Annotated in this window: 23 protein-coding genes; 11 read left to right on the top strand and 12 right to left on the bottom strand. The window is 66.1% G+C overall.

From position 1 onward, the window contains the following. Nucleotide 1 precedes the first annotated feature (1 nt). Nucleotides 2–640, bottom strand: a complete 639-nt coding sequence (locus HZF03_RS01130; RefSeq protein WP_119017687.1) for a cytochrome b/b6 domain-containing protein — start codon at nt 638–640, stop codon at nt 2–4. 221 nt (nt 641–861) lie between these two features. Further along, entirely contained in the window at nt 862–1437 is a 576-nt protein-coding gene (locus HZF03_RS01125) for a fasciclin domain-containing protein (RefSeq protein ID WP_012493991.1), read from the bottom strand. 274 nt (nt 1438–1711) lie between these two features. Here HZF03_RS01125 and HZF03_RS01120 point away from each other — a divergent pair, with 274 nt between their 5' ends. Then, entirely contained in the window at nt 1712–3223 is a 1512-nt protein-coding gene (locus HZF03_RS01120; RefSeq protein ID WP_119017688.1) for a malonate--CoA ligase, read from the top strand. A gap of 233 nt (nt 3224–3456) precedes the next feature. Here the strand turns inward: HZF03_RS01120 and HZF03_RS01115 are convergent, their stop codons facing one another. Continuing rightward, nucleotides 3457–4401 carry a cation diffusion facilitator family transporter gene (locus HZF03_RS01115; protein WP_119017689.1) on the bottom strand — a complete coding sequence of 315 codons (945 nt, stop codon included), beginning with the start codon at nt 4399–4401 and terminating at the stop codon, nt 3457–3459. Between the two features lie 377 nt (nt 4402–4778). Here HZF03_RS01115 and sdhC point away from each other — a divergent pair, with 377 nt between their 5' ends. From sdhC to HZF03_RS01085, 7 genes are all read left to right on the top strand, one after another. Then, the gene (sdhC, locus tag HZF03_RS01110) at nt 4779–5177 is read left to right on the top strand and encodes a succinate dehydrogenase, cytochrome b556 subunit (protein ID WP_011155787.1); all 399 of its coding nucleotides are present in this window, start codon (nt 4779–4781) and stop codon (nt 5175–5177) included. Then, nucleotides 5174–5587, top strand: coding sequence for a succinate dehydrogenase, hydrophobic membrane anchor protein (gene sdhD / locus HZF03_RS01105; RefSeq protein ID WP_011155786.1), 414 nt, complete (start codon nt 5174–5176; stop codon nt 5585–5587). The genes sdhC and sdhD overlap by 4 nt, the downstream gene beginning before the upstream one ends. 3 nt (nt 5588–5590) lie before the next feature. Then, complete coding sequence (gene sdhA, locus HZF03_RS01100; RefSeq protein ID WP_011155785.1) at nt 5591–7414, top strand: succinate dehydrogenase flavoprotein subunit; 1824 nt, start codon at nt 5591–5593, stop codon at nt 7412–7414. Between the two features lie 107 nt (nt 7415–7521). Beyond that, on the top strand, nt 7522–8304 hold the full coding sequence (locus HZF03_RS01095; RefSeq protein WP_011155784.1) for a succinate dehydrogenase iron-sulfur subunit: 783 nt from the start codon (nt 7522–7524) through the stop codon (nt 8302–8304). 238 nt (nt 8305–8542) lie between these two features. Then, entirely contained in the window at nt 8543–9031 is a 489-nt protein-coding gene (locus HZF03_RS01090; protein WP_119017690.1) for a pyridoxamine 5'-phosphate oxidase family protein, read from the top strand. Next, a complete protein-coding gene (locus HZF03_RS24410; protein WP_119017691.1) occupies nt 9031–9288 on the top strand; it encodes a hypothetical protein in 258 nt (85 codons plus the stop codon). The genes HZF03_RS01090 and HZF03_RS24410 overlap by 1 nt, the downstream gene beginning before the upstream one ends. 245 nt (nt 9289–9533) lie before the next feature. Beyond that, nucleotides 9534–11585, top strand: a complete 2052-nt coding sequence (locus HZF03_RS01085; protein WP_179906247.1) for an OmpA family protein — start codon at nt 9534–9536, stop codon at nt 11583–11585. A 74-nt stretch (nt 11586–11659) separates the two neighbouring features. On the opposite strand, the gene HZF03_RS01080 is transcribed toward HZF03_RS01085, so the two are convergent. The 3 genes from HZF03_RS01080 to HZF03_RS01070 all read right to left on the bottom strand — a co-directional run bounded on the left by HZF03_RS01080 (nt 11660) and on the right by HZF03_RS01070 (nt 15866). Continuing rightward, a complete protein-coding gene (locus HZF03_RS01080; protein WP_375164944.1) occupies nt 11660–12154 on the bottom strand; it encodes a L,D-transpeptidase in 495 nt (164 codons plus the stop codon). Between the two features lie 424 nt (nt 12155–12578). Continuing rightward, nucleotides 12579–14531: an acetate--CoA ligase gene (gene acs, locus HZF03_RS01075; RefSeq protein WP_011155779.1), complete on the bottom strand. Its 1953-nt coding sequence runs from the start codon at nt 14529–14531 to the stop codon at nt 12579–12581. Between the two features lie 363 nt (nt 14532–14894). Next, entirely contained in the window at nt 14895–15866 is a 972-nt protein-coding gene (locus HZF03_RS01070) for an RluA family pseudouridine synthase (RefSeq protein ID WP_179906245.1), read from the bottom strand. A gap of 28 nt (nt 15867–15894) precedes the next feature. On the opposite strand from HZF03_RS01070, the gene ftsY reads away from it, so the two are divergent. After that, on the top strand, nt 15895–16842 hold the full coding sequence (gene ftsY, locus HZF03_RS01065) for a signal recognition particle-docking protein FtsY (RefSeq protein ID WP_011155777.1): 948 nt from the start codon (nt 15895–15897) through the stop codon (nt 16840–16842). Continuing rightward, nucleotides 16839–17456, top strand: a complete 618-nt coding sequence (locus HZF03_RS01060) for a septation protein A (protein WP_012493981.1) — start codon at nt 16839–16841, stop codon at nt 17454–17456. Before ftsY ends, HZF03_RS01060 begins: the two co-directional genes overlap by 4 nt. Before the next feature lie 132 nt (nt 17457–17588). On the opposite strand, the gene HZF03_RS01055 is transcribed toward HZF03_RS01060, so the two are convergent. From HZF03_RS01055 to ccmA, 6 genes are all read right to left on the bottom strand, one after another. Then, nucleotides 17589–17966, bottom strand: a complete 378-nt coding sequence (locus tag HZF03_RS01055) for a ComEA family DNA-binding protein (RefSeq protein WP_119019095.1) — start codon at nt 17964–17966, stop codon at nt 17589–17591. Nucleotides 17967–18105: 139 nt separating this feature from the next. After that, nucleotides 18106–18702: a DsbE family thiol:disulfide interchange protein gene (locus HZF03_RS01050; RefSeq protein ID WP_119019096.1), complete on the bottom strand. Its 597-nt coding sequence runs from the start codon at nt 18700–18702 to the stop codon at nt 18106–18108. A gap of 16 nt (nt 18703–18718) precedes the next feature. After that, complete coding sequence (ccmD, locus tag HZF03_RS01045; protein ID WP_013500270.1) at nt 18719–18892, bottom strand: heme exporter protein CcmD; 174 nt, start codon at nt 18890–18892, stop codon at nt 18719–18721. Then, nucleotides 18892–19626, bottom strand: coding sequence for a heme ABC transporter permease (locus HZF03_RS01040; protein ID WP_119019097.1), 735 nt, complete (start codon nt 19624–19626; stop codon nt 18892–18894). Before HZF03_RS01040 ends, ccmD begins: the two co-directional genes overlap by 1 nt. A gap of 92 nt (nt 19627–19718) precedes the next feature. Next, nucleotides 19719–20387 carry a heme exporter protein CcmB gene (gene ccmB, locus HZF03_RS01035; RefSeq protein ID WP_119019098.1) on the bottom strand — a complete coding sequence of 223 codons (669 nt, stop codon included), beginning with the start codon at nt 20385–20387 and terminating at the stop codon, nt 19719–19721. Then, nucleotides 20384–20986 (bottom strand): heme ABC exporter ATP-binding protein CcmA, encoded by a 603-nt coding sequence (ccmA, locus tag HZF03_RS01030; RefSeq protein ID WP_119019099.1) that lies wholly within the window; start codon nt 20984–20986, stop codon nt 20384–20386. Before ccmA ends, ccmB begins: the two co-directional genes overlap by 4 nt. Nucleotides 20987–21201: 215 nt before the next feature. On the opposite strand from ccmA, the gene acnA reads away from it, so the two are divergent. Next, a complete protein-coding gene (gene acnA / locus HZF03_RS01025; protein ID WP_011155770.1) occupies nt 21202–23919 on the top strand; it encodes an aconitate hydratase AcnA in 2718 nt (905 codons plus the stop codon). Nucleotides 23920–23942 lie beyond the last annotated feature (23 nt).

Genomic DNA, 23942 nt, shown 5'->3' with positions numbered 1-23942 from the left:
TTCAGCGTCCGATAATCATCGCCCGCAGCGCCTTCGGCACCAGGGCGGCGAGCACGATGTGGATCGCTGAAAAACCGACGATCGCGCTCATCGCGAAGAAATGCACGTAGCGCGCGGTGTCGTAGCCGCCGAGCAGGGCAGTGAGCGAATGAAACTGCACCGGCTTCCAGATCGCCAGCCCCGATGCCACGGACACCAGGCCGACCAGCAGCACACCGACATACAGCACCTTCTGCACCGCGTTGTAGCGGCTGAGGTCGTCATGTGACAGCCGTAGCCGGATCGCCTGCGCCAGATCGGAGGCGACGCCCGACATCGTGATCGGCCACAGCTTGTGGCGGAATCGTCCGGTCGCGAAACCGAGGATGACGTACAACAAGCCGTTGATCACCAGCACCCACATCGCGGCGAAGTGCCAGAGCAATCCGCCGCCGAGCCATCCGCCGAGCGTCAAGGCGCGCGAGAACTGGAAATCGAATAGCGGTGCGGCGTTGTAGATCTGCCAGCCGGACAGGATCATCGCCAGCATCGCGGCGGCGTTGATCCAGTGCATCACCCGCACCCACAACGGCTGCAGGACGGCGCCGCTCTCGGCGGGCACGGTAGTCGGGGCGGGGTCGGTCAGGGTGGTGGTGGACATCGGCCCTATTCCTGAAAGGCAGCAGTTGCTCCTGACATTACGGGCAACGCGCCGATTTCGTTACTGCCGAATATCGATCGTCTGCCGACCGTCACGCAACCGCGCGCGATCGGGATCACGAAAGCGCGAGCCGGTCACCCGGCCCGCGCCTTCATTTGCGGCGACTTGCGTCACCGTCCCGCCGCGCCGGGGGACAACGTCGCGGCGAAGCCGACTGCGAATTACGACGGCATCAGCACGGTATCGATCACGTGGATGACGCCGTTCGACTGGTTGACGTTCGGAATCGTCACGGTCGAGCTGCCGCCCTTGGCGTCGATCAGCGTCACCTGATCGCCCATCCGCTTCACCGTCAGGGTCTCGCCTTCGACGGTCTTCAGCTTCTTGCCGTCGGTGAGATCAGCGGCTTCGAGCTTGCCGGGTACCACGTGGTAGGTGAGGATCTTGGTGAGCTGGGCCTTGTTTTCCGGCTTGATCAGGGTGTCGACGGTGCCGGCCGGCAGCTTGTCGAACGCCATGTTGGTCGGCGCGAACACCGTGAACGGACCCTTGCCGTCGAGCGTCTTGACCAGGCCGGCGGCCTTCACGGCGGCGACCAGCGTGGTGTGATCCTTGGATTTCGCGGCGTTCTCGACGATCGTCTTCGACGGATACATCGGCGCGCCGCCGACCATCACGGTGTCGCCGGAGCTCTTCATCATCTTGCCGGATTCGGCGGAGGCCGGGACGCTCACAGTGGCGGCGAGCGCCAGAGCGCTGAAGGCAGCGGCGGTCAGCAGAGCAATTCGCTTCGTCATGGTTCGTCTCCCGAGAGTGATTGCAAGCCCGCGACCGTCGCGGGCGAGGTTGAGGACGGCGGCGCACGCCTGGAGGGCGGGGTGCCTCGTCGCCGCGAGCTACGCGAGGTTTTCAGGCACGGTTTCAGGATTTCTTTTTTGTCGCAGGGTGAAACCGTTCGTTTCGTCGTTCGTTCCTCGCCGTTTATGCTGAGTTCAGCCGTTGCGCTGGCCGGAGCGTTCTTGGTATCCAACGGCGCTTTCCCGCTCACCTGACGCGCTCCGGAACACCGACATGAACGCCAACCTGTTCGCCCGCCTGTTCGATAAGCTCGACGACCCCCACAAGCTCGCGATCGAAACCGCGGCCGGGGACAAGATCAGCTACGCCGAGCTGGTGGCGCGGGCGGGCCGCGTCGCCAACGTGCTGGTGGCGCGCGGCCTGCAGGTCGGCGACCGCGTTGCGGCGCAAACCGAGAAGTCGGTGGAAGCGCTGGTGCTGTATCTCGCCACGGTGCGGGCCGGCGGCGTGTATCTGCCGCTCAACACCGCCTATACGCTGCACGAGCTCGATTACTTCATCACCGATGCCGAGCCGAAGATCGTGGTGTGCGATCCGTCCAAGCGCGACGGTATCGCGCCGATTGCCGCCAAGGTCGGCGCAACGGTGGAGACGCTTGGCCCCGACGGTCGGGGCTCGCTCACCGATGCGGCAGCTGGAGCGAGCGAGGCGTTTGCCACGATCGACCGCGGCGCCGATGATCTGGCGGCGATCCTCTACACCTCAGGGACGACCGGCCGCTCCAAGGGCGCGATGCTCAGCCACGACAATTTGGCGTCGAACTCGCTGACGCTGGTCGATTACTGGCGCTTCACGCCGGATGACGTGCTGATCCACGCGCTGCCGATCTATCACACCCATGGATTGTTCGTGGCCAGCAACGTTACGCTGTTCGCGCGCGGATCGATGATCTTCCTGCCGAAGTTCGATCCCGACAAGATCCTCGACCTGATGGCGCGCGCCACCGTGCTGATGGGCGTGCCGACGTTCTATACGCGGCTCTTGCAGAGCCCGCGGCTGACCAAGGAAGCGACCGGCCACATGCGGCTGTTCATCTCCGGTTCGGCGCCGCTGCTCGCCGATACGCATCGCGAATGGTCGGCGAAGACCGGTCACGCCGTGCTCGAGCGCTACGGCATGACCGAGACCAACATGAACACCTCGAACCCGTATGACGGCGACCGCGTCCCCGGCGCGGTCGGCCCGGCGCTGCCCGGCGTTTCGGCGCGCGTGACCGATCCGGAAACCGGCAAGGAACTGCCGCGCGGCGACATCGGGATGATCGAGGTGAAGGGCCCGAACGTGTTCAAGGGCTACTGGCGGATGCCGGAGAAGACCAAGTCTGAATTCCGCGACGACGGCTTCTTCATCACCGGCGACCTCGGCAAGATCGACGAGCGCGGCTACGTCCACATCCTCGGCCGCGGCAAGGATCTGGTGATCACCGGCGGCTTCAACGTCTATCCGAAGGAAATCGAGAGCGAGATCGACGCCATGCCGGGCGTGGTCGAATCCGCGGTGATCGGCGTGCCGCACGCCGATTTCGGCGAGGGCGTCACTGCCGTGGTGGTGCGCGACAAGGGTGCCACGATCGACGAAGCGCAGGTGCTGCACGGCCTCGACGGCCAGCTCGCCAAGTTCAAGATGCCGAAGAAGGTGATCTTCGTCGACGACCTGCCGCGCAACACCATGGGCAAGGTCCAGAAGAACGTCCTGCGCGAGACGTACAAGGACATTTATAAGTAATCGCGCGCGCCGCCTTCACCATCACTCTTCACACACCGTCATTCCGGGGCGCGCGCGCAGCGCGAACCCGGAATCCAGACGTTGTTGTGCACCCGTTCTTTTCCGTCACATCGAGATTCCGGGTTCGCTCGCTATCGCGAGCGCCCCGGAATGACTTCTGACGAGGGGGAATTGCAGGCGCGGTCTTATAAATCGTTCCCGCTCAGCAGCAGCCTTCGATGCGAGGAGGGCACCTACACCACGTGATCCGGCGCCAGTGCGCACACCGTGTTGGGATCGGTCTCGATCTGCACCGTGGTGTGCGCGATGCCGAAATCGTGCTGCAGTTCGTGGGCAAGGTCGACCAGGAAGGGATCTCCCGGCGAGCCGCCGGGCATCACCAGATGGCAGGTCAGCGCCACTTCGGTGGTCGACATCCCCCAGATGTGCAGGTCGTGGACCTGCGTGACGCCGGGAAGTTTCGACAGGAACGCCCGCACCGCTGTGGGATCGATGTCGCGCGGCACGGCGGCGAGCGACAGCGCGGTGGAATCGCGCAATAGGCCCCAGGTGCCCCAAACGATCACCACCGCGACGATCAGGCTGACGGCCGGATCAATCCAGTACCAGCCGGTCAACAGGATGATCACGCCGGCCGCCACCACTGCGGCCGACACCGCAGCATCCGCCGCCATGTGCAAGTAAGCGCCGCGGATGTTGAGGTCGCTGTGACGGCCCGACGCGAACAGCCAGGCGGTCACGGCATTGATGACGATGCCGATCCCGGCCACCACCATCACGGTGATACCTGCGACCGGCTCCGGCGCGAACAGCCGCACCACCGCTTCCCATCCGATTGCGCCGACAGCGAGCAGCAGAAACACCGCGTTGAACAGCGCTGCCAGAATCGAGGAGCCGCGCAGTCCGTAGGTGTAGCGCGCCGAGGGCGGCCGCTTCGACAGCCCGGCGGCGATCCACGCCACCACCAGCCCGGCGACATCGGACAGGTTGTGGCCGGCGTCGGCGATCAGCGCCATCGAATTGCTGAAGTAACCGAATGCCGCTTCGGCGACCACGAACACCATGTTGAGCGCGATGCCGATCGCAAACGCGCGGCCGAAATCCTGCGGCGCGTGACTGTGGCCACCGGCGCCGTGCGCGGCACCGGGCCCATGATGGTGATGATGATCGTGGCTCATGCAGACTGAACGCGGTGCTGCGGGACAGGGAAATCCCGGCGATGACGGCTAAACTGTCGCATGCGGCGGCTGGTCGCGAAAGCAGTGGCGCAAGTTGCTGATCAGAATTCGTCCAGTTCGCATCGCACCGCCGCCGTCGCCTCGCGCGAGCAACTGGACGCCGGCTCCCGGGTTGTGAATCGCACTTCAGCGCTCGCGCCACCCGAGCACCAGAGGGAGGCCTCCAGGGCCTTGCATCGATGAGACTTCAAGAACTGAATTGAAATTCTGTGGATGTCATTTCATCGTTGCGCTCAATCAATGAGCTCCGTAAATAGAGGCACCTTCGCGAGCCTCTCCCCGGGGCCCTGTCCGCTCGCCGCCAACCGATTGAGCCGATGACCGCCAGGATCGAACGACCGCTTTCGCCTCACATGCAGGCCTACCGCTGGAGCCTGACGATGACGATGTCCATCGTCCATCGCGCCACCGGCATTGCCCTGTATTCTGGAACCTTGTTGCTGGCGTGGTGGCTGATCGCCTGCGCCGCCGGCCCGACCGCCTACGCCAATGTCCAGGCCTTTACCGGCTCGTGGATCGGCCGGCTGATCGTGTTCGGCTACACGTGGTCGCTGATGCACCACATGCTCAGCGGCGTCCGCCACTTCGTCTGGGACCTCGGCTACGGCTTCAAGACCGCCGACCGCGAGTGGCTGACCTGGGCGGCGCTGATCGGTGGCATCGTGCTGACCGTTCTGCTCTGGGTGATTGCCTATTCGATGGGGGTGGCCCGATGAGCAGCGACGCCCACGGCAAGCGCACGCCGACCTCGATGCGCACCCCGATCGGCAAGGTGCGCAAATTCGGCCCCGCCGGCTCCGGAACCTCGGATTTCTGGCAGCAGCGCATCACCGGCGTCGCCATGGCGCTGCTGATCCTGCCGACCATCGTGGTGATCATGATGCTGCTCGGCCGCAACCAGGCGGCCGCCGCGCAGATCCTCGGCTCTCCGCTGATCTCGCTGATCATGATCCTGTTCATCATTGCCTCCGCGATCCACATGAAGATCGGCATGCAGGTGGTGATCGAGGACTACGTCCAGAACGAAAAGCTCAAGTTGGTCACCATCATGGCCAACAACTTCTTCTCGATCGCCGTGGCGCTGGCCGCGATCTTTGCGATCTTCAAAATGGCATCCGGAGTTTAAGGTATGGCGGCGAACGTCAACGGCGCCCCGGCGGCGGGCGGCAACGCCTATCCGATCGAGGACCACACCTACGATGTCGTGGTGGTCGGCGCCGGCGGCGCGGGTTTGCGCGCGGTGGTCGGCTGCAGCGAAGCGGGCCTCCGCACCGCCTGCATCACCAAGGTGTTCCCGACCCGCTCGCACACCGTGGCGGCCCAGGGCGGCATCTCGGCCTCGCTCGGCAACATGCACAAGGACGACTGGCGCTGGCACATGTACGACACCGTGAAGGGGTCGGACTGGCTCGGCGATCAGGACTCGATCGAGTACATGGTCCGCAACGCGCCGGAAGCCGTGTACGAACTCGAGCATTGGGGTGTGCCGTTCTCGCGCACCGAAGACGGTAAGATCTATCAGCGGCCGTTCGGCGGCATGACGATGGATTTCGGCAAGGGCCAGGCGCAGCGCACCTGCGCGGCCGCCGACCGCACCGGCCACGCCATGCTGCACACGATGTACGGTCAGGCGCTGCGCCACTCGGCTGAGTTCTACATCGAGTTCTTCGCCATCGACCTGATCATGGACGATCAGGGTTGCTGCCGCGGCGTCGTGGCGCTGAAGCTCGACGACGGCACCATCCATCGTTTCAAGGCGCAGACCACCATCCTGGCGACCGGCGGCTACGGCCGTGCCTACGCCTCCTGCACGTCGGCGCACACCTGCACGGGCGACGGCGGCGCGATGGCGCTGCGCGCCGGCCTGCCGCTGCAGGACATGGAGTTCGTTCAGTTCCACCCGACCGGCATCTACGGCTCGGGCTGTCTGGTGACCGAAGGCGCCCGCGGCGAGGGTGGCTATCTGGTCAACTCCGAGGGCGAGCGCTTCATGGAGCGCTATGCGCCGTCGGCCAAGGATCTCGCCTCGCGCGACGTCGTTTCGCGCGCGATGACGATCGAAATGCGCGAAGGTCGCGGCGTCGGCAAGAAGAAGGACCACATCTTCCTGCACCTCGACCATCTGGCGCCGGAAGTGCTGCACGAGCGGCTGCCGGGCATCTCGGAATCGGCACGGATCTTCGCCGGCGTCGACGTCACCCGCGAGCCGATCCCGATCCTGCCGACCGTGCACTACAACATGGGCGGCATCCCGACGAACTTCCACGGCGAAGTCGTCACCAAGAAGGACGGCGACGACAACGCAGTGGTGCCGGGCCTAATGGCGATCGGCGAAGCCGCCTGCGTGTCGGTGCACGGCGCCAACCGCCTCGGCTCCAACTCGCTGATCGACCTCGTGGTGTTCGGCCGCGCCGCAGCGCTGCGCTGCGCTGAGAAGCTGGTGCCGAACGGCAAGCAGCCTGAACTGCCGGCCAGCTCCGCCGACATGTCGCTGTCGCGGCTCGACAAGTATCGCTACGCCAAGGGCGGCACCCCGACCGCCAAGCTGCGCGAGCGGATGCAGCACGTGATGCAGAACAACTGCGCGGTGTTCCGCACCGGCGAAGTGCTCGCCGAGGGCAAGGAACTGATCGCCAACGTCCATGGCAGCGTCGGCGACGTCGGCGTGTCGGATCGAACGCTGGTGTGGAATTCCGATCTCGTCGAGACCCTGGAATTCGACAATCTGATCGTCCAGGCGGTGGTGACGATGAACTCCGCCGCCAACCGCACCGAGAGCCGCGGCGCCCACGCCCGCGAAGACTTCCCGGATCGCGATGACGCCAACTGGATGAAGCACACGCTGGCCTGGATCGGTGACAAGGGCGACGTGACCATCGATTATCGGCCGGTGCACGACTACACGATGACCAACGACGTCCAGTACATCCCGCCGAAGCCGCGGGTGTATTGATTCAAAATCGTCATGCGCGGACTTGATCCGCGCATCCATCTTCTTCCCAACGAGATGGATCGCCGGGTCGAGCCCGGCAATGACCAGGAGAGACCAGAGGCAGATCCATGGTTGAATTCGCACTTCCGAAGAATTCGAAGATTGTCGGCGGCAAGACCTGGCCGAAGCCGGAAGGCGCGACCGAGGTTCGTGAATTCCGCGTCTATCGCTGGAATCCGGACGACGGCAAGAACCCGAGCGTCGACACCTACTACGTCGACAAGCACGACTGCGGCCCGATGGTTCTCGACGGCCTGATCTGGATCAAGAACAACATCGACCCGACCCTGACCTTCCGCCGCTCCTGCCGCGAAGGCGTGTGCGGCTCGTGCGCGATGAACATCGACGGCGAGAACACGCTCGCCTGCACCAAGGCGATGGACGACGTTCGCGACGACGCGGTGAAGATCAACCCGCTGCCGCACCAGCCGGTGGTGAAGGATCTGGTTCCAGACCTGACCAACTTCTATGCGCAGTACGCCTCGATCCAGCCCTGGCTGCAGACCGTGACACCGACCCCGCAGAAAGAATGGCGGCAGAGCCACTCCGATCGCGAAAAGCTCGACGGCCTGTACGAGTGCATCCTGTGCGCCTGCTGCTCGACCTCGTGCCCGAGCTATTGGTGGAACTCGGATCGCTTCCTCGGCCCGGCCGCGCTGCTGCAGGCGACCCGCTGGGTCGAAGACAGCCGCGATGAAGCCACCGGCGAGCGCCTCGACAATCTCGAAGATCCGTTCCGGATTTATCGCTGCCACACCATCATGAACTGCGCCAAGGCGTGCCCGAAGGGTCTCAACCCGTCGGAAGCGATCGCCAACCTCAAGCTCAAGCTGGTTGAACGCCAGATCTGACGCGCGCAGGTTATTGCTGATACCAACGGCCGGGCTTACGCCCGGCCGTTTTGTTTTGGTCACCGATCTCTCCCCATCATTGCGAACGAAGCGAAGCAATCCAGTCGCGTGAAGGAAGTTTCTGAATTGTTTCGTCGCTGCGCTCCCGCGCAATGACTGTGCAGCCTCATTGCCTGGCTCTCGCGGAACATCACCGCAAAGCGATCGTTATCGCTGCTGACGAACAAGGGAGAGCGAGATGGCGGCGACGATGAACGAGGGCAACGCACAGCACGCCTGGGATCTGATGAAGAAGATCACCTTCGCGATGTTGGCGACGCGCGACGGCGAAAAGATCCGGTCGCGCCCGATGGCCGCCTATGTGAGGCCCGAAGAGGGCGCGATCTACTTCCTCACCGATGTGCGCCGCCACAAGGACGAGGAGATCGCTCAGGACCATCACGTCAATCTCGGCTTCGCCAATGCCAGCGCGCAGAAGTACGTCTCGGTCAACGGCTATGCGGCGATCAGCAACGACCGCGCCAAGATCAAGGAGCTGTTCGGCACAGAGGCCAAGGCGTGGTGGGACAGCGCGGATGATCCAAACATCCGAGTGCTCAAGGTGATGCCGGAGGAAGCCGAGTATTGGGATTCGCCCGGCACCCTCGTGAGCTACGCCAAGATGTTGGTGGCGGCTGCGACCGGGAGCCGGCCCGACCTCGGCGAGAACGCCAAGGTGGCGATCTAATGGCGCCCGGCGAGCCGAAGGAAGTCCCGAACGATCCTGGACCTGTCACTCCTCCGCCGGAGGTGCCCCCGAGTACGCCCGGCACGCCGACCGAGCCGCCTTTGGAGCAACCTCCCGGCAATCCCAATCCCGACATTCCGCCGCCGATCGAGGAGCCCGGCGCGCCGCCGCAGCCGAACGAATTACCGGGTCAGATGCCGGCCGAAGTGCCGATGCAGAGTCCTGGACGCAGTGTGCCGAATCCTGGCGTCGCATGACTTCTCCACGCGGCTGTTGGTACTAGGCTCACAAACGAGTCACTGATCTGCCGCGATGCTTATCCTGGTCCTGAACTTGTGATGAATGACGCCGCGTCCGAAGCTCGGACGCGGCGGAATTATTTCTCTTCGGCCGAAGCCGGTTGCCACAATTGGGCCTCACGCCTTGTCGTTGATCGGAACACGGCGGCTGACCGTTCGACTGCGTCGCGCGCAGTCCGCCTGCTCCATTGAGGGTCTGTTTGATGACGAAGTTAAATGTTGCACTGCTCGCGACCACGGCGCTGACGCTGGGATCGCTGATCGGTCATCCCGCGGTGGCCGAGAGCGCGTCCGCGCCGGTGCTGCTCGCGCAGGCGGTGCAGGGCGGCCCAGCGCCGGCCCCGTCCGAGGAAAAGGCCAAGGAAGCGCCGCCGCCCGGTCCGCGCCCTGCGCCCGCGCCGCCCAAGGCCGCCCCGAGCGCTCCGCCGCCCCCGCCGGCCGCAGCTCCGCCCCATGCCGCGCCGCCGCCCCCGCCGCCTGCTCCTCCGCGGGCCGCACCGCCTCCTCCGCCGCCGGCAGCCGCTCCGGCGCCCGCGCCCAAGCGCGCTGAGCCTCCTCCGCCTCCGCCGCCGAGCCACAGCGCTCCGCCGCCTCCTCCGCATGCGGCCCCGCCACCTCCGCCGGCTCCGAAGCCCTCGGCTCCGCCGCCCGCTGCGCCTGCTGAGCGTCCGGCTGCGCCGCCGCCCGCCGCCGCTCCCGTCCGTCCGCCCGCGCCGCCCGCAGGCGAAGCACCACAGCGCCGTGGCCCGCCGCCCGGTGCGGTTCCGCCCAATGCGGCCGCGCCGGATGCTGCCAAGCCGGATGCCGCCAAGCAGCCCCCGGGCGAGCGCCGCGGTCCGCCTCCAGGAGCGCCGGGCACTCCGCCGAATGGGACTGCGCCGGGCATGACCCCGCCGCCGGGCGAAGCGCCGCGTCGCGGTCCGCCGCCCCCGCCTGCGGCCGCCAATCCGCCGCCTGCTGCGGCACCGACACCGGCCCCCTCGGCCGCGCCGCAGGCCGCCCCGACTTCGCCGGCGAATCCGTCGGGCCCCGCCGTCGCGCCCGGCGCCCGACCGTCCGGCGAACGCGGTCCGCAACCCGGCGCCCCCGCCGGCGGTCCCCCGCCGCGTCCGCAAGCCGGTCCGGGCGCTCCCGGCGCCGGTCCCGCCGTTGCCCCGCCGCCCGGCCAACCGCAGCCGGTTCCGCCGCAGCCCGGTCAGCCGCCGGCAGGTCCCGCTGTCGCTCCGCCGGCACCTCCGCCGCCGGCCGTAACCGCGCCGATCCCGCCCGCGCCTCCGCCACCGCAGGCGCTGACCCCCATCGCTCCCGGCGCGCAGGCGCCTGGGCCGCGCAACATGTCCGACTTCCGTGGCCAGCGCCGCGAGGTCAACGAGAACGGCCGCATCGTTATCACCGAGCCGGGCCGCATCATCGTGCGCGACCCGAGCGGCCAGGAGTTCATCCGCCACAACGAGGTGGATCGCTTCCGCTACGGCGCGCGCGACATCCGCACCGAGCAGATTCGCGGCGGTGGCACGCGCACGATCGTGGTGCGCCCCGATGGCACCGAGATCATCAACATCACCGGCGACGACGGCCAACTGATGCGACGGATCCGCCGCGATCGTGACGGCCGCGAAATCATTATCATCGACAACAGCTACGGTCCGCGCGACCGGGCCAACTTCTACGTCGATCTGCCGCCCCCGGTGATCCGGATTCCCCGCGACCGCTACATCGTCGACTACGAGGACGCTTCGCCGGAGCTGATCTACGAAACCCTGGAAGCGCCGCCGGTCGAACGGATCGAGCGTCGCTACACCATGGACGAGATCCGCTACAGCCCGGCGGTGCGGCAGCGGATGCCGTCGATCGATCTCAACACCATCAACTTCGACCTGGGCTCGTGGGACATTCCCCCGGATCAGGCCGCGAAGCTGCAGGCGATTGCGGACGGTCTCAACCGGGCGATCCAGCGTAACCCGCGTGAGGTGTTCCTGATCGAAGGCCACACCGACGCGGTCGGCAACGACACCGATAATCTGTCGCTGTCGGATCGTCGCGCCGAGGCGGCTGCCGCACTGCTCACCCAGCAGTTCGGGGTGCCGGCCGAGAACCTGACCTCGCAGGGCTATGGCGAGCAGTATCTGAAGATCCAGACCCAGGCTCCGGAGCGTCAGAACCGCCGCGTCACCATCCGGCGCATCACGCCGCTGCTCAACGGCGGCCAGGCAGCACTGCCGCCGCCGCCTCCGGGCGTGGCGCCGCCGCGCTGAGCGGACGCGATCTCACGTAACAAAAAAGCCGCGGATCCGTCCGCGGCTTTTCCTTTTAGACCGCGCTGATGTCCTCAGCGCATCACCACCACCTGAGTGCCGACCGGGACGCGCTCGTAGAGGTCGGTGATGTCGTCATTCAGCATCCGGATGCAGCCATAGGACACGAAGCCGCCGATCGACTGTGGCCGGTTGGTGCCGTGGATGGCGTATTCGCCACCTGCCAGCGTCATCGCAGCGACGCCCATTGGGTTGGCCGGCGATCCGCCCGGGATCACGTCCGGAATGGTCGGGACATCGCGCTTGACCTCGGCCGGCGGGGCCCAGGCCGGATTGCGAAATTTGCCGTCGATCTTGGTGACGCCGGCCCATTGCTTGCCGGCCTTGCCGACGCCGACCGGATAACGCACCGCGTGGCCCGGCTCGACCACCAGGTACAGCCGCCGCTCGCCGGTCCGCACCACGATCGTCCCCGGCGAATAGTCGCCGCGGAAGACGACCAGGTCGGGCCGCGCTTCGGCCCGCGGCGCGGTCAGCACGCTGGCGCCCGCCAAGACCACGGCCACCATGGCCAATTTCGCCGAACGAAATCCAAAAGACATTCAGTCTCTCCAGTTTCCTCGCACCGGTCAGCTTCGCTCCGGCGCTCCCCAGCGCCCGCGATGGTCGCAGCGCGAACTAACCAACCGGTGTGTGCTGGACGACCGAAATGAACGCGAGCGTACCATTGAAGAAAAATCCGGGGAACAAAGTAAATGTCCGGCAAACAACACCCGCCGGTAAAACGCCCGGGAGCTGCGTTCCTCGCTCGGATGTGATCGAATCAGCACAGCCGGAACGAGGCGGAAGCGAGCTGGAAGCCGCCATCGATCAACTACAAAGAGATCCTGGCCCGTGTACCCGCCAGACGAGAAGAGGCCCCGCCTGCGAATCACAGGTGGGGCCTCTGGAGAGAGCAGCGGCCGCTGTCGGCAGCGGCGGCGGCGGGGTCGGTCAGCTCGCCTTGTGGTGCTTGTTCTGGCGATGCTCGACCAGATCGTCGACCACCGCGGGATCGGCCAGTGTCGAGGTGTCACCGAGCGAGGACGGTTCGTCCTCCGCGATCTTGCGTAGGATTCGGCGCATGATCTTGCCGGAGCGAGTCTTGGGTAGGCCGGGCGCGAACTGGATCAGGTCGGGCGAGGCGATCGGGCCGATGTCCTTGCGGACCCAGGCGACCAATTCCTTGCGCAGCTCCTCAGTCGGCTCTTCGCCGGCCATCAGGGTCACATAGGCGTAGATGCCCTGGCCCTTGATGTCGTGCGGATAGCCGACCACCGCCGCCTCGGACACCTTCGGATGCGCCACCAGCGAGGATTCGACCTCGGCGGTGCCCATCCGGTGACCCGAGACGTTGATGACGTCGTCGACCCGGCCGGTGATCCAGTAGAAGCCGTCGGTGTCGCGCCGGCAGCCGTCACCGGTGAAGTACTTGCCCTTGTAGGCCGAGAAGTAGGTCTGCTCGAATCGGGCATGGTCGCCGTACACGGTCCGCATCTGTCCCGGCCAGGAGCGGGCGAGGCAGAGGTTGCCGGTGCATTCGCCTTCCAGAACGTTGCCTTCCGGATCGAGGATCTCGGGCACCACGCCGAAGAACGGCCGGGTCGCTGAGCCGGGCTTCAGCTTGGTGGCGCCGGGCAGCGGGGTGATCAGGATGCCGCCGGTCTCGGTCTGCCACCAGGTGTCGACGATCGGGCAGCGGTCCTCGCCGACGACGCGGTGGTACCACTCCCAGGCCTCCGGATTGATCGGCTCGCCGACCGAGCCGAGCAGGCGGAGCGACTTGCGCGAGGTCTTCTTCACCGGCTCGTCGCCGGCCTGCATCAGCGCGCGGATCGCGGTCGGTGCGGTGTAGAAGATGTTGACCTTGTGCTTGTCGATCACTTCCCAGAACCGGGAATTGGTCGGATAGTTCGGCACGCCTTCGAACATCAGCGTCGTGGCGCCGTTGGCGAGCGGCCCGTACAGGATGTAGCTGTGGCCGGTGACCCAGCCGACGTCCGCGGTGCACCAGTAGATGTCGCCGTCGTGATAATCGAAGACGTATTGGTGCGTCATCGACGCGAACACCAGATAGCCGCCGGTGGTGTGCAGCACGCCCTTCGGCTGGCCGGTCGAGCCCGAGGTGTAGAGGATGAACAGCGGGTCTTCGGCGTGCATGTGCTCGACCGGGCACTCGGTCGTCACCACCTCGGCCGCTTCGTGGTACCAGAAGTCGCGGACGTCATCCATTTCGACCGCGGCACCGGTGCGTTTGACCACCATCACCCAGTCGACGCCCTCGCACTTCTTCAGCGCCGCGTCGACATTGGCCTTCAGCGGCACCTTGCGGCCGCCGCGCAGGCCTTCGTCGGCGGTGATGACGATCTTCGAGTTGCAGTCGTTGATGCGGCCCGCGAGGCTGTCGGGCGAGAAGCCGGCGAACACCACCGAGTGGATCGCGCCGATCCGGGCGCAGGCCAACATCGCGAACGCGGCTTCCGGAATCATCGGCAGATAGATGGTGACGCGGTCGCCCTTGCCGACATTGCGGTTGCGCAGGATGTTGGCGAACTTGCAGACTTCGTCGTGCAGCTCGCGATAGGTGATGCTGCGCGACTGCGAAGGATCGTCGCCTTCCCAGATGATCGCGACCTGGTCGCCGCGTTTGTCGAGGTGGCGGTCGATGCAGTTGTAGGCGGCGTTGAGGACGCCGTCCTCGAACCACTTGATCGAAACGTTGCCGGGCGCGAACGACCAGTTGTCGATCTTGGTCGGCGCCTTGATCCAATCGACACGCTTGGCGTGCTCCGCCCAGAATCCGGTCGGATCCGTGACCGAGCGCTCGTACATCTGGCGATATTTGGCGTCGTCGACGAAGGCGCGGCTCGCCCACTCTGCGGGCACGTCGTAGATCTTCTCGGACATTCGTTCCTCCACAAAAACGCGGCCGATGCCGCACCCGCCGTCGGTGCTCGACCGCAACCCCGCTGCAACCGGCGACTCACCCGCCAACGAGTCTGGCTCCGCCGATCGTTGATCCTGCGATCCGGGCGAAGTCATGGAAACGTTACGGGGGAGCATCGCCGGTGAAGAGACGTGCGATCGTCTCAGCCTCCGGCTGTTGTTGTTAAGGCAATTATGCGTCGGTACGCCGGGCCGCGACAAGCGGTGCAGTCATCCGACTTTCGGCGCTGATCGCGCGCATGTGCAGGGGCGTGATCGGAATGCGTGCGCTGCGGCGGGATGCCTGGCATCACGGCGTGGGCCGCGACCGCCTGAGGCCGTGGGTCAGTCTGCTGTCCAGCCGCAGGCCGAGAGCCGCGGGTGCATATGCGTCGGCGGCGGCGCTGTGACCACCACAGGCGGCTTGTTGCGTGACAATGGGATGACGATCTCGCGGGCATGCAGATGCAGCCGCGGTTCGCCGAACCGCGGGCCATTGCCATAGATGTTGTCGCCGAGGATCGGCCAGCCCATCGCGGCGCAATGAACCCGGAGCTGATGGGTCCGGCCGGTGATCGGTTCGAGCGCGAGCCATGTGAGCTGCGTCGGAGGCGGCGCGCCAAGGATCGCGCCCGGCTTTCGAGACAGATTATCTGCCTCTCCCCGAGCAGGGCGAACTCCCTCTCCCGCTTGCGGGAGAGGGTTGGGGTGAGGGCGCCCCGAAGTAAGGCTGCCGCTGTGGACCCCCACCCCCGACCCCTCCCCGCAAGGGGGAGGGGAGCCGCTCGCCGTGGCGTCGCGGATCGGGGCGGATGTTGCGGAGGTGGTCGTCGCGGCGGCCGGCAAAACTCCCGACCGCCCCATCACCCGCCATTTCGTCAGCGACGGGAGCCCACTTTCCTGGTCGACCTTCTGCCACCAGCCGCGTTCGGCGTTGAGCTTGGCGATCGGCAGGTCGATGCTGCCTTGGTCTTCGGTCGGGCCGCCTTCGACGATCGCCCAATAGGTCTTGGAAATCCGCGAATGCTTGAACAGCAGCCCCAGCGTGGCGGTGGCCTTGCGGTGGCGGCCGAGCACCAGGCAGCCGGAGGTGTCGCGGTCGAGCCGATGCGCCAGCACCGGGGGGCGCGGCAAACCGTAGCGGAGCGCATCGAACGAAGCCTCCAGGTTCGGACCGCCCTTGGGGCCGCGATGCACCGGCAGCCCCGGCGGTTTATCGATCACCAGCATCAGCCCGTCGCGATACAGCACGCGGGCCTGGATCTCGTCGGGGGTCAGTTCCGGCGGCTCGAATTGATCTGGGTGGCTTTCGTTCATGGCGCGAAACGGCTAACACAGCGCCCTGATGAGCGACACTCCGGAAAATTCGAAACAGAGCTGGTGGCGACGGCTGTCCAGCGGACTGAAGCGCACCTCGAGCTCGATCGGGACCGCGCTGTCGGAATTCGTCTCCAAGCGCAAGCTCGATCGGGCGATGCTCGAGGAGATCGAGGACGTGCTGCTGCGCGCCGATCTCGGTACCGAGGTGGCGGCGCGGATCGCCAAGGCGGTCGGCGAGGGCCGCTACGACAAGATGATCTCGGCCAGCGACGTCAAAGAGATCGTGGCCGCGGAGGTCGAGAAGGTGCTGGCGCCGGTGGCGCAGCCGCTCGAGGTCGACGCCGGCAACAAGCCGTTCGTGATCCTGATGGTCGGGGTCAACGGTTCCGGCAAGACCACCACCATCGGCAAATTGTCGGCCCGGTTCGCCTCCGAGGGCCACAAGGTGATGCTGGCCGCCGGCGACACCTTCCGGGCTGCGGCGATCGATCAGCTCAAGGTCTGGGGCGATCGCACCGGCACCCCGGTGGTCGCAGGCGCGCAGGGTTCGGACGCCGCAGGCCTCGCCTTCAACGCGCTGACCGCAGCCAAAGAGCAAGGCCGTGACGTGCTGCTGATCGATACCGCCGGTCGGCTGCAGAACCGCACCGAACTGATGAGCGAGCTCGAAAAGGTGGTGCGGGTCATCAAGAAGGTCGATGCCACCGCGCCGCATGCGGTGCTGCTGGTGCTCGACGCCACCGTCGGCCAGAACGCGCTGTCGCAGGTCGAGGCGTTCACCAAGACCGCCGGCGTCACCGGCCTGGTGATGACCAAGCTCGACGGCACGGCGCGCGGCGGCATCCTGGTGGCGATCGCCGAGAAGCATAAGCTGCCGGTGCATTTCATCGGTGTCGGCGAGGGCGTCGAGGATCTGGCGCCGTTCACCGCGCGCGATTTCGCCAAGGCGATCGCCGGCACGGAGGCGGCATGACGGACGACCTGCTCAAGCCCAACCGGCCGCACCCGCTGTTCAAGCTGGCGACCGAGCTTGGGCCGCTGCTGGTGTTCTTCATCGTCAACGCCAAGTTTCATCTGTTCGCCGCGACCGGTGCCTTCATGGTGGCGGTGGTGGCGGCCGTGATCGCGTCCTACGTCGTCACCCGGCATGTGCCGGTGATGGCGCTGGTCACCGCCGTGGTGGTGCTGGTGTTCGGCACCCTGACGCTGGTGCTGCACGACGAGACCTTCATCAAGATGAAGCCGACCATCGTGTACTCGCTGTTCGGCGCGGTGCTCGGCGGCGGGCTGCTGTTCGGCCGCAGCTTCATCGCCATCATGTTCGATCAGGTGTTCAACCTGACGGCGGCGGGCTGGCGCAAGCTGACGCTGCGCTGGGCGCTGTTCTTCTTTGCGATGGCGCTGCTGAACGAAGCAGTTTGGCGGACGCAGTCGACCGACTTCTGGGTCAACTTCAAGGTGTTCGGCGTGGTGCCGCTCACCATGCTGTTCGCGCTGCTGCAGATGCCGCTGACCAAGCGCTACGCGGCTGAACCCGCCACGCTCGAACAGAGCGCAGCCGACGAAGGCGACGTGTCGGGGCGGTGAGGCTGCTTGGCCCCAGGCCGTCATTGCCGGGCTTGACCCGGCAATCCATCTTGTTGTGAAGGGATGGATGCCCGGGTCGAGCCCGGGCATGACGTAGTACGTTGACGCGTTGGCGTCGCGTGATCGCCTGACTTACTTCTGCTTGGCGATGATCTTGTCCTTGATGCCGTCGTAGGTCTTCTGCGGCACGATCTTCTTCTGCACCAGCTCGTCCTTGCCCTTGTAGGGCCGGCCCTTGATGATCGCAGCGGAGTACGCCTTGCCGACGCCGGGGAGCGCGTCGAGCTGTTCGGCGGTCGCCGAGTTGATATCGAGGAGCTCGACCTTCTCCGACTTCGCCGGAGCGGCCGCCTTGGTCTCAGCTTTCGGCGGAGGGGCCATCTTGTCGGATTTGGCGGTCGGCGGCGTGGCCGGCTGCGGAGCCTGCGCCATCGCCGGCGCGGAGGCGAGCAGGCCGAGCGCGACGGCGAGCGGGGCGAGCGTGAGACGACGGAAAGTCGAAGTACCCATCGGATGTCCCTCCAAAGGACGTTGTTAGTAACGCCCGAAGCTCATCCCGGATTCATGGCGCCGCAATGGCGGTGCGATGAACGACCGATAAACGGTCTGATTTATTTTCGAGGGGCTTTTGGCGGTGCTAACAGGTTGGTCAGCTCTGCGACGCCGCCAGCGCCTTGCTGATTTCCGGCTTCAGCACCCTCTCGATGTTGTCCGGCGTAATCGGTCCGACCAGCTTGTAGGCGATCTTGCCGTCGCGCCCGATGACGAAGGTCTCCGGCACGCCGTACACGCCCCATTCGATCGCAGCGCGGCCCGAGGCATCGACCCCGACAGCGGCGAACGGATTGCCGTACCGGCCGAGGAAACGGCGGGCATTGTCGGGCTTGTCCTTGTAGTCGATCCCGACGAGCTGGATGCGGGTGTCCTGCGCCAGCGTCATCAGCAGCGGCGCTTCGTCATGGCAAGGCACGCACCACGACGCCCAGACGTTAACGACGCTGACCTTGCCCTTGAACATCGCCGGATCGAGTCCCGCGACCTGGCTGCCGTCACGGCTCAGGCCGTCCAGCGGCGGTAGCGGCGTCTGCGGCGCCGGCCGCCCGATCAGGGCCGAGGGGATCCGCGACACGTCGCTGTCGCCCAGCCGAAACCAGAACAACACCGCCAGCCCGGCGAACAGCAGCGCCGGCAGCACCACCAGCCAGGAGCGGCGCTTCGGCGAGGCGGGATCGAAGGTGTCGCTCATGATGATCCGTGCGTTGTTAGTGATCGGTGGCGCTGCGGCCGGAGCGGCGGACGGCGCCGCGGGCTTCGAGGTCGCGCAGCCGCGCCTTCTGCTTGCGATAATCCAGCACCACCCAGCCGATCAGCAGCAGCACCACGATCGCGGTCGCGGCGTAGGATGAGACGATGAAGTCCGCGTATTTGCCGAACATCACGCCGCCTCGGCCCGGCTGGCCTGCATCATCTGCAGCGAACGCACCCGCCGGCGCAGGATCTCGTTCCGCATCGCGGCTAGATGCAGCGTCAGAAACAGCAGTGAAAACCCGATCGCGGTGACCAGTAGCGGGATCAGGAACGCCTTGTCGAGCGTCGATCCGCCCACCCGCACCACCGAGGCCGGCTGATGCAGCGTATTCCACCAGTCGACTGAGAACTTGATGATCGGCAGGTTGACGGCGCCGACCAAGGTCAGCACGGCGGCGGCGCGAGCGGCTCGGGACGGGTCCTCGACCGCGCGCCACAGCGCGATCAGTCCGAGATACATCAGAAACAGCACCAGCATCGAGGTCAGCCGGGCGTCCCATTCCCAATAGGTGCCCCACATCGGCCGCCCCCACAGCGAGCCGGTGACCAGCGCGAGAAAGGTGAAGGCCGCGCCGATCGGCGCGGCGGTCTTGGCCGCGACGTCGGCGAGCGGATGCCGCCAGACCAGCGTGCCGAGTGAGGCGACGCTCATCACCCCCCACACGAACATCGCCAGCCAGGCGTTCGGCACGTGCACGAACATGATCTTGACGGTCGCGCCTTGCTGGTAGTCGTCGGGTGCCAGCATGCCCTGGGTCAGTCCCGCCGCCAGCGCCAATGCGGTCGCGGCCGCCAGCCAGGGCAGCAGGCGCCCCGCGAGCGTCAGGAACCGGGTCGGATTGGCGAGTTCGGTCAGCTTCATGACGTCCCTGATAATGGCCGGGGCCCGCACAGGCAATGACGTGACGCAGGTCGGCGGCGACTTCCGAAGGAGTTGATCAGCGGTGATTCGCCCTAATCCAGTCCCTGCCGCAGGCTGGCGGCGGCGGCGAACGGGCCGATCACCAGGCTGAGCAGCGAGATCGCGCACAGGATCGAGAACGGGGTGCCGAACGACACCGGGCCGACGATCGCTGCCTGGGAGGCGGAAACTCCGAAGATCAGCACCGGGATCGACAGCGGCAGCACCAGCACGGCCAGCAGCAGGCCCCCGCGCCGCAGCGCCACCGCCAGTGCGGCGCCGATCATGCCGGTGAAGGTCAGCGCCGGGGTGCCGGCCAGCAGCGTCGCCATCACGGCCAGCGAGGCGCTGCCGTCGAGGTTGAGCAGCAGGCCGAGCACCGGGGTGGCGACGATCAGCGGCAGACCCGCCGCCAGCCAGTGCGCCAGCGCCTTGGCGGCGCAGGTCAGCTCCAGCGGGGTGCGGCTCATCACGATCAGGTCGAGCGAGCCGTCCTCGGCGTCGGCAGTGAACAGCCGGTCGAGCGTCAGCAGGCTGGCGAGCAGCGCGCCGAGCCACAGGATCGCGGGGCCGAGGCGTTTGAGCAGCGCAAGGTCCGGGCCGACCGCGAACGGCATCAGCACCACCACGGTGAGGAAGAACAGTACGCCGATCAGCGCGCCGCCGCCGACACGGAGCGCAATCTTGATATCGCGGCGAATGATGGCGCCGAGCGCGGTCATGTCGCGGCTCCGATCCGCTGCTCGCGCACCGGAATGCCGAGTGGCGTGTGGGTGGCGGCGACGATGATGCCGCCGCGGGTGAGGTGATCCTGCATCAGGCCGACGAACAGCTCCTGGCCTTTGACGTCGAGCGCCGAGGTCGGTTCATCGAGCAGCCAGATCGGCCGCCGCACCACCAGCAGGCGGGCAATCGACAGCCGCCGGCGCTGGCCGGCCGACAGATACGCCGCCGGCAGTTCGGCCGCATGGCCGAGCCCGACCGCCTTGATGCCGGCGCTCAGATCGGTGCGTTCGCCGCCGAGAAAGTCACGCCAGAAGCCGAGATTTTCAGCGACGCTCAGCGACGGCTTGAGCGCGTCGCGATGGCCGAGATAGTGCGCCTGTTCGGCGACCGGCGTATCCGGTTCCCCGCCGTCGAGCGCGATGGTTCCAGCCTCCGGTGTCAGCAGCCCGGCGATCAGCCGCAATAGTGACGTCTTGCCGGCGCCGTTGTGTCCGACCAGCGCCAGCGCTTCGCCGCCGCTCGCCTCGAAGGCCAGTCCGGCGAATACCTCGCGGCCACCTCGTACACACCGTAAGTCGCGCCCCGACAGCCGCATGTATCCCAACCTGTTCCGCTCCGGGATCGGAACGGTCTGCTCACAAATCGATGCGCTCGCCTGTCATTGTCGAACTGGCGGCGCAATTGGAAAGGTTCTATAAGCCGGAACTTGATGCAGCACACGATCGGCGCCTGCAAGCCGGACGGCCTGCCCCTCCGGAGCCAGCATACAAGCTCGCCCAATCGAAAACGATAATCTGGGACCCGCCTTACATGACCTCGCTCGACAGCTTCAAATGCCGGAAGATCCTCAAGGTCGGCAGCAAGTCTTACGTCTATTACAGCCTGCCCACTGCCGAGAAGAACGGCCTGAAGGGGATCTCCCGTCTGCCCTACTCGATGAAGGTGCTGCTGGAAAACCTGCTGCGCAACGAGGACGACCGCACCGTCAAAAAGGCCGACATCATGGCGGTCGCCAAGTGGATGCGGAAGAAGGCGCTGGAGCACGAAATCGCATTCCGCCCGGCGCGCGTGCTGATGCAGGACTTCACCGGCGTGCCGGCCGTGGTCGATCTGGCGGCGATGCGCAACGCGATGCAGAAGCTCGGTGGTGATGCCGAGAAGATCAATCCGCTGGTGCCGGTCGACCTCGTGATCGACCACTCGGTGATCGTCAACTTCTTCGGTAACAACCAGGCGTTCAAGAAGAACGTCGCCGAGGAGTACAAGCAGAACCAGGAGCGCTACGAGTTCCTGAAGTGGGGCCAGAAGGCATTCTCGAACTTCGCGGTGGTGCCGCCCGGCACCGGCATCTGCCACCAGGTCAATCTCGAGTACTTGGCGCAGACGGTCTGGACCAAGAAGGAGAAGATGACGATCGGCCGCAAGACCGGTACCTTCGAAGTCGCCTATCCGGACACGCTGGTCGGTACCGACTCGCACACCACCATGGTCAACGGTCTCGCCGTGCTCGGCTGGGGCGTCGGTGGCATTGAGGCGGAAGCTGCGATGCTCGGCCAGCCGCTGTCGATGCTGCTGCCCGAAGTGGTCGGCTTCAAGCTCAAGGGCGCGCTCAAGGAAGGCGTCACCGCGACTGACCTGGTGCTGACCGTCACCCAGATGCTGCGTAAGCAGGGCGTGGTCGGCAAGTTCGTCGAATTCTTCGGCCCGGGCCTCGACAACCTCTCGGTCGCCGACAAGGCGACGATCGCCAATATGGCGCCGGAATACGGTGCGACCTGCGGCTTCTTCCCGGTCGACGGTGAAACCATCGATTACTTGAAGACCTCGGGCCGTGCCTCGGCGCGGGTCGCGCTGGTCGAGAAGTACGCCAAGGCGCAGGGCCTGTTCCGCACCGCCAAGTCGCCGGACCCGGTGTTCACCGTGACGCTGACGCTGGACCTCGCCGACGTGGTGCCGTCGCTGGCCGGTCCGAAGCGTCCCGAGGGTCGCGTCGCGCTGCCGGCGGTGGCGGAAGGCTTCACCACGGCGATGGACGCCGAATACAAGAAGGCGCTCGACGGCGCCCGCTACAAGGTCGAAGGCCGCAATTTCGATATCGGCCATGGTGACGTGGTGATCGCGGCGATCACCTCCTGCACCAACACCTCGAACCCGAGCGTGCTGATCGGCGCCGGCCTGTTGGCGCGTAACGCCGCCGCCAAGGGCCTCAAAGCGGCGCCGTGGGTGAAGACCTCGCTGGCCCCGGGCTCGCAGGTCGTCGCCGAGTATCTGGCGAACTCGGGTCTGCAGAAGGACCTCGACAAGGTCGGCTTCAACCTGGTCGGCTTCGGCTGCACCACCTGCATCGGCAATTCCGGCCCGCTGCCGGAGGAGATCTCGAAGTCGATCAACGACAACGGCATCGTTGCCGCCGCCGTGCTGTCGGGCAACCGCAACTTCGAAGGCCGCGTCTCGCCAGACGTGCAGGCGAACTATCTGGCGTCGCCGCCGCTGGTGGTGGCCTACGCGCTCGCCGGCTCGGTGACCAAGAACCTCGCGGTCGATCCGATCGGCACCGGCAAGGACGGCAAGCCGGTTTACCTGAAGGACATCTGGCCGAGCACCAAGGAGATCAACGCCTTCGTCAAGAAGTACGTGACCTCCAAGATCTTCAAGGCGCGCTACGCCGACGTGTTCAAGGGCGACACCAACTGGCGCAAGATCAAGACGGTCGAGTCCGAGACCTACAAGTGGAACATGTCGTCGACCTACGTGCAGAACCCGCCGTATTTCGAAGGCATGACCAAGCAGCCGGAGCCGATCACCGACGTGGTCGACGCCCGCGTGCTGGCGCTGTTCGGCGACAAGATCACCACCGACCACATCTCGCCGGCCGGTTCGATCAAGCTGACGTCGCCGGCTGGTAAGTACCTGACCGAGCGTCAGGTCCGCCCGGCCGACTTCAATCAGTACGGCACCCGCCGCGGCAACCACGAAGTGATGATGCGCGGCACCTTCGCCAACATCCGCATCAAGAACCACATGCTGAAGGGCGCCGACGGCAACATTCCGGAAGGCGGCCTGACCAAGCACTGGCCCGACGGCGAGCAGATGTCGATCTACGACGCTGCCATGAAGTACCAGGAAGAGAAGGTGCCGCTGGTGGTGTTCGCCGGTGCCGAATACGGCAACGGTTCGTCGCGCGACTGGGCCGCGAAGGGCACCCGTCTGCTCGGCGTTCGCGCCGTGATCTGCCAGAGCTTCGAGCGTATCCACCGCTCGAACCTGGTCGGCATGGGCGTGCTGCCGCTGACCTTCGAAGAGGGCACCTCGTGGGCCTCGCTCGGCCTCAAGGGCGACGAGAAGGTCACGATCCGCGGCCTCGAGGGCGACCTCAAGCCGCGGCAGATGCTGGAAGCCGAGATCACCTCGGCTGCAGGCAAGCGCAAGCGCGTGCCGCTGCTGTGCCGCATCGATACGCTCGACGAACTCGATTACTACCGCAACGGCGGTATTCTGCACTACGTGCTGCGCAAGCTCGCGGCCTGAGCCGCGATCTTCGCCGATAGGCG

The sequence above is a fragment of the Rhodopseudomonas palustris genome (assembly GCF_013415845.1).
Lineage (GTDB): Bacteria > Pseudomonadota > Alphaproteobacteria > Rhizobiales > Xanthobacteraceae > Rhodopseudomonas > Rhodopseudomonas palustris_F.
This window is presented reverse-complemented; position numbering and strand designations above follow the sequence as displayed.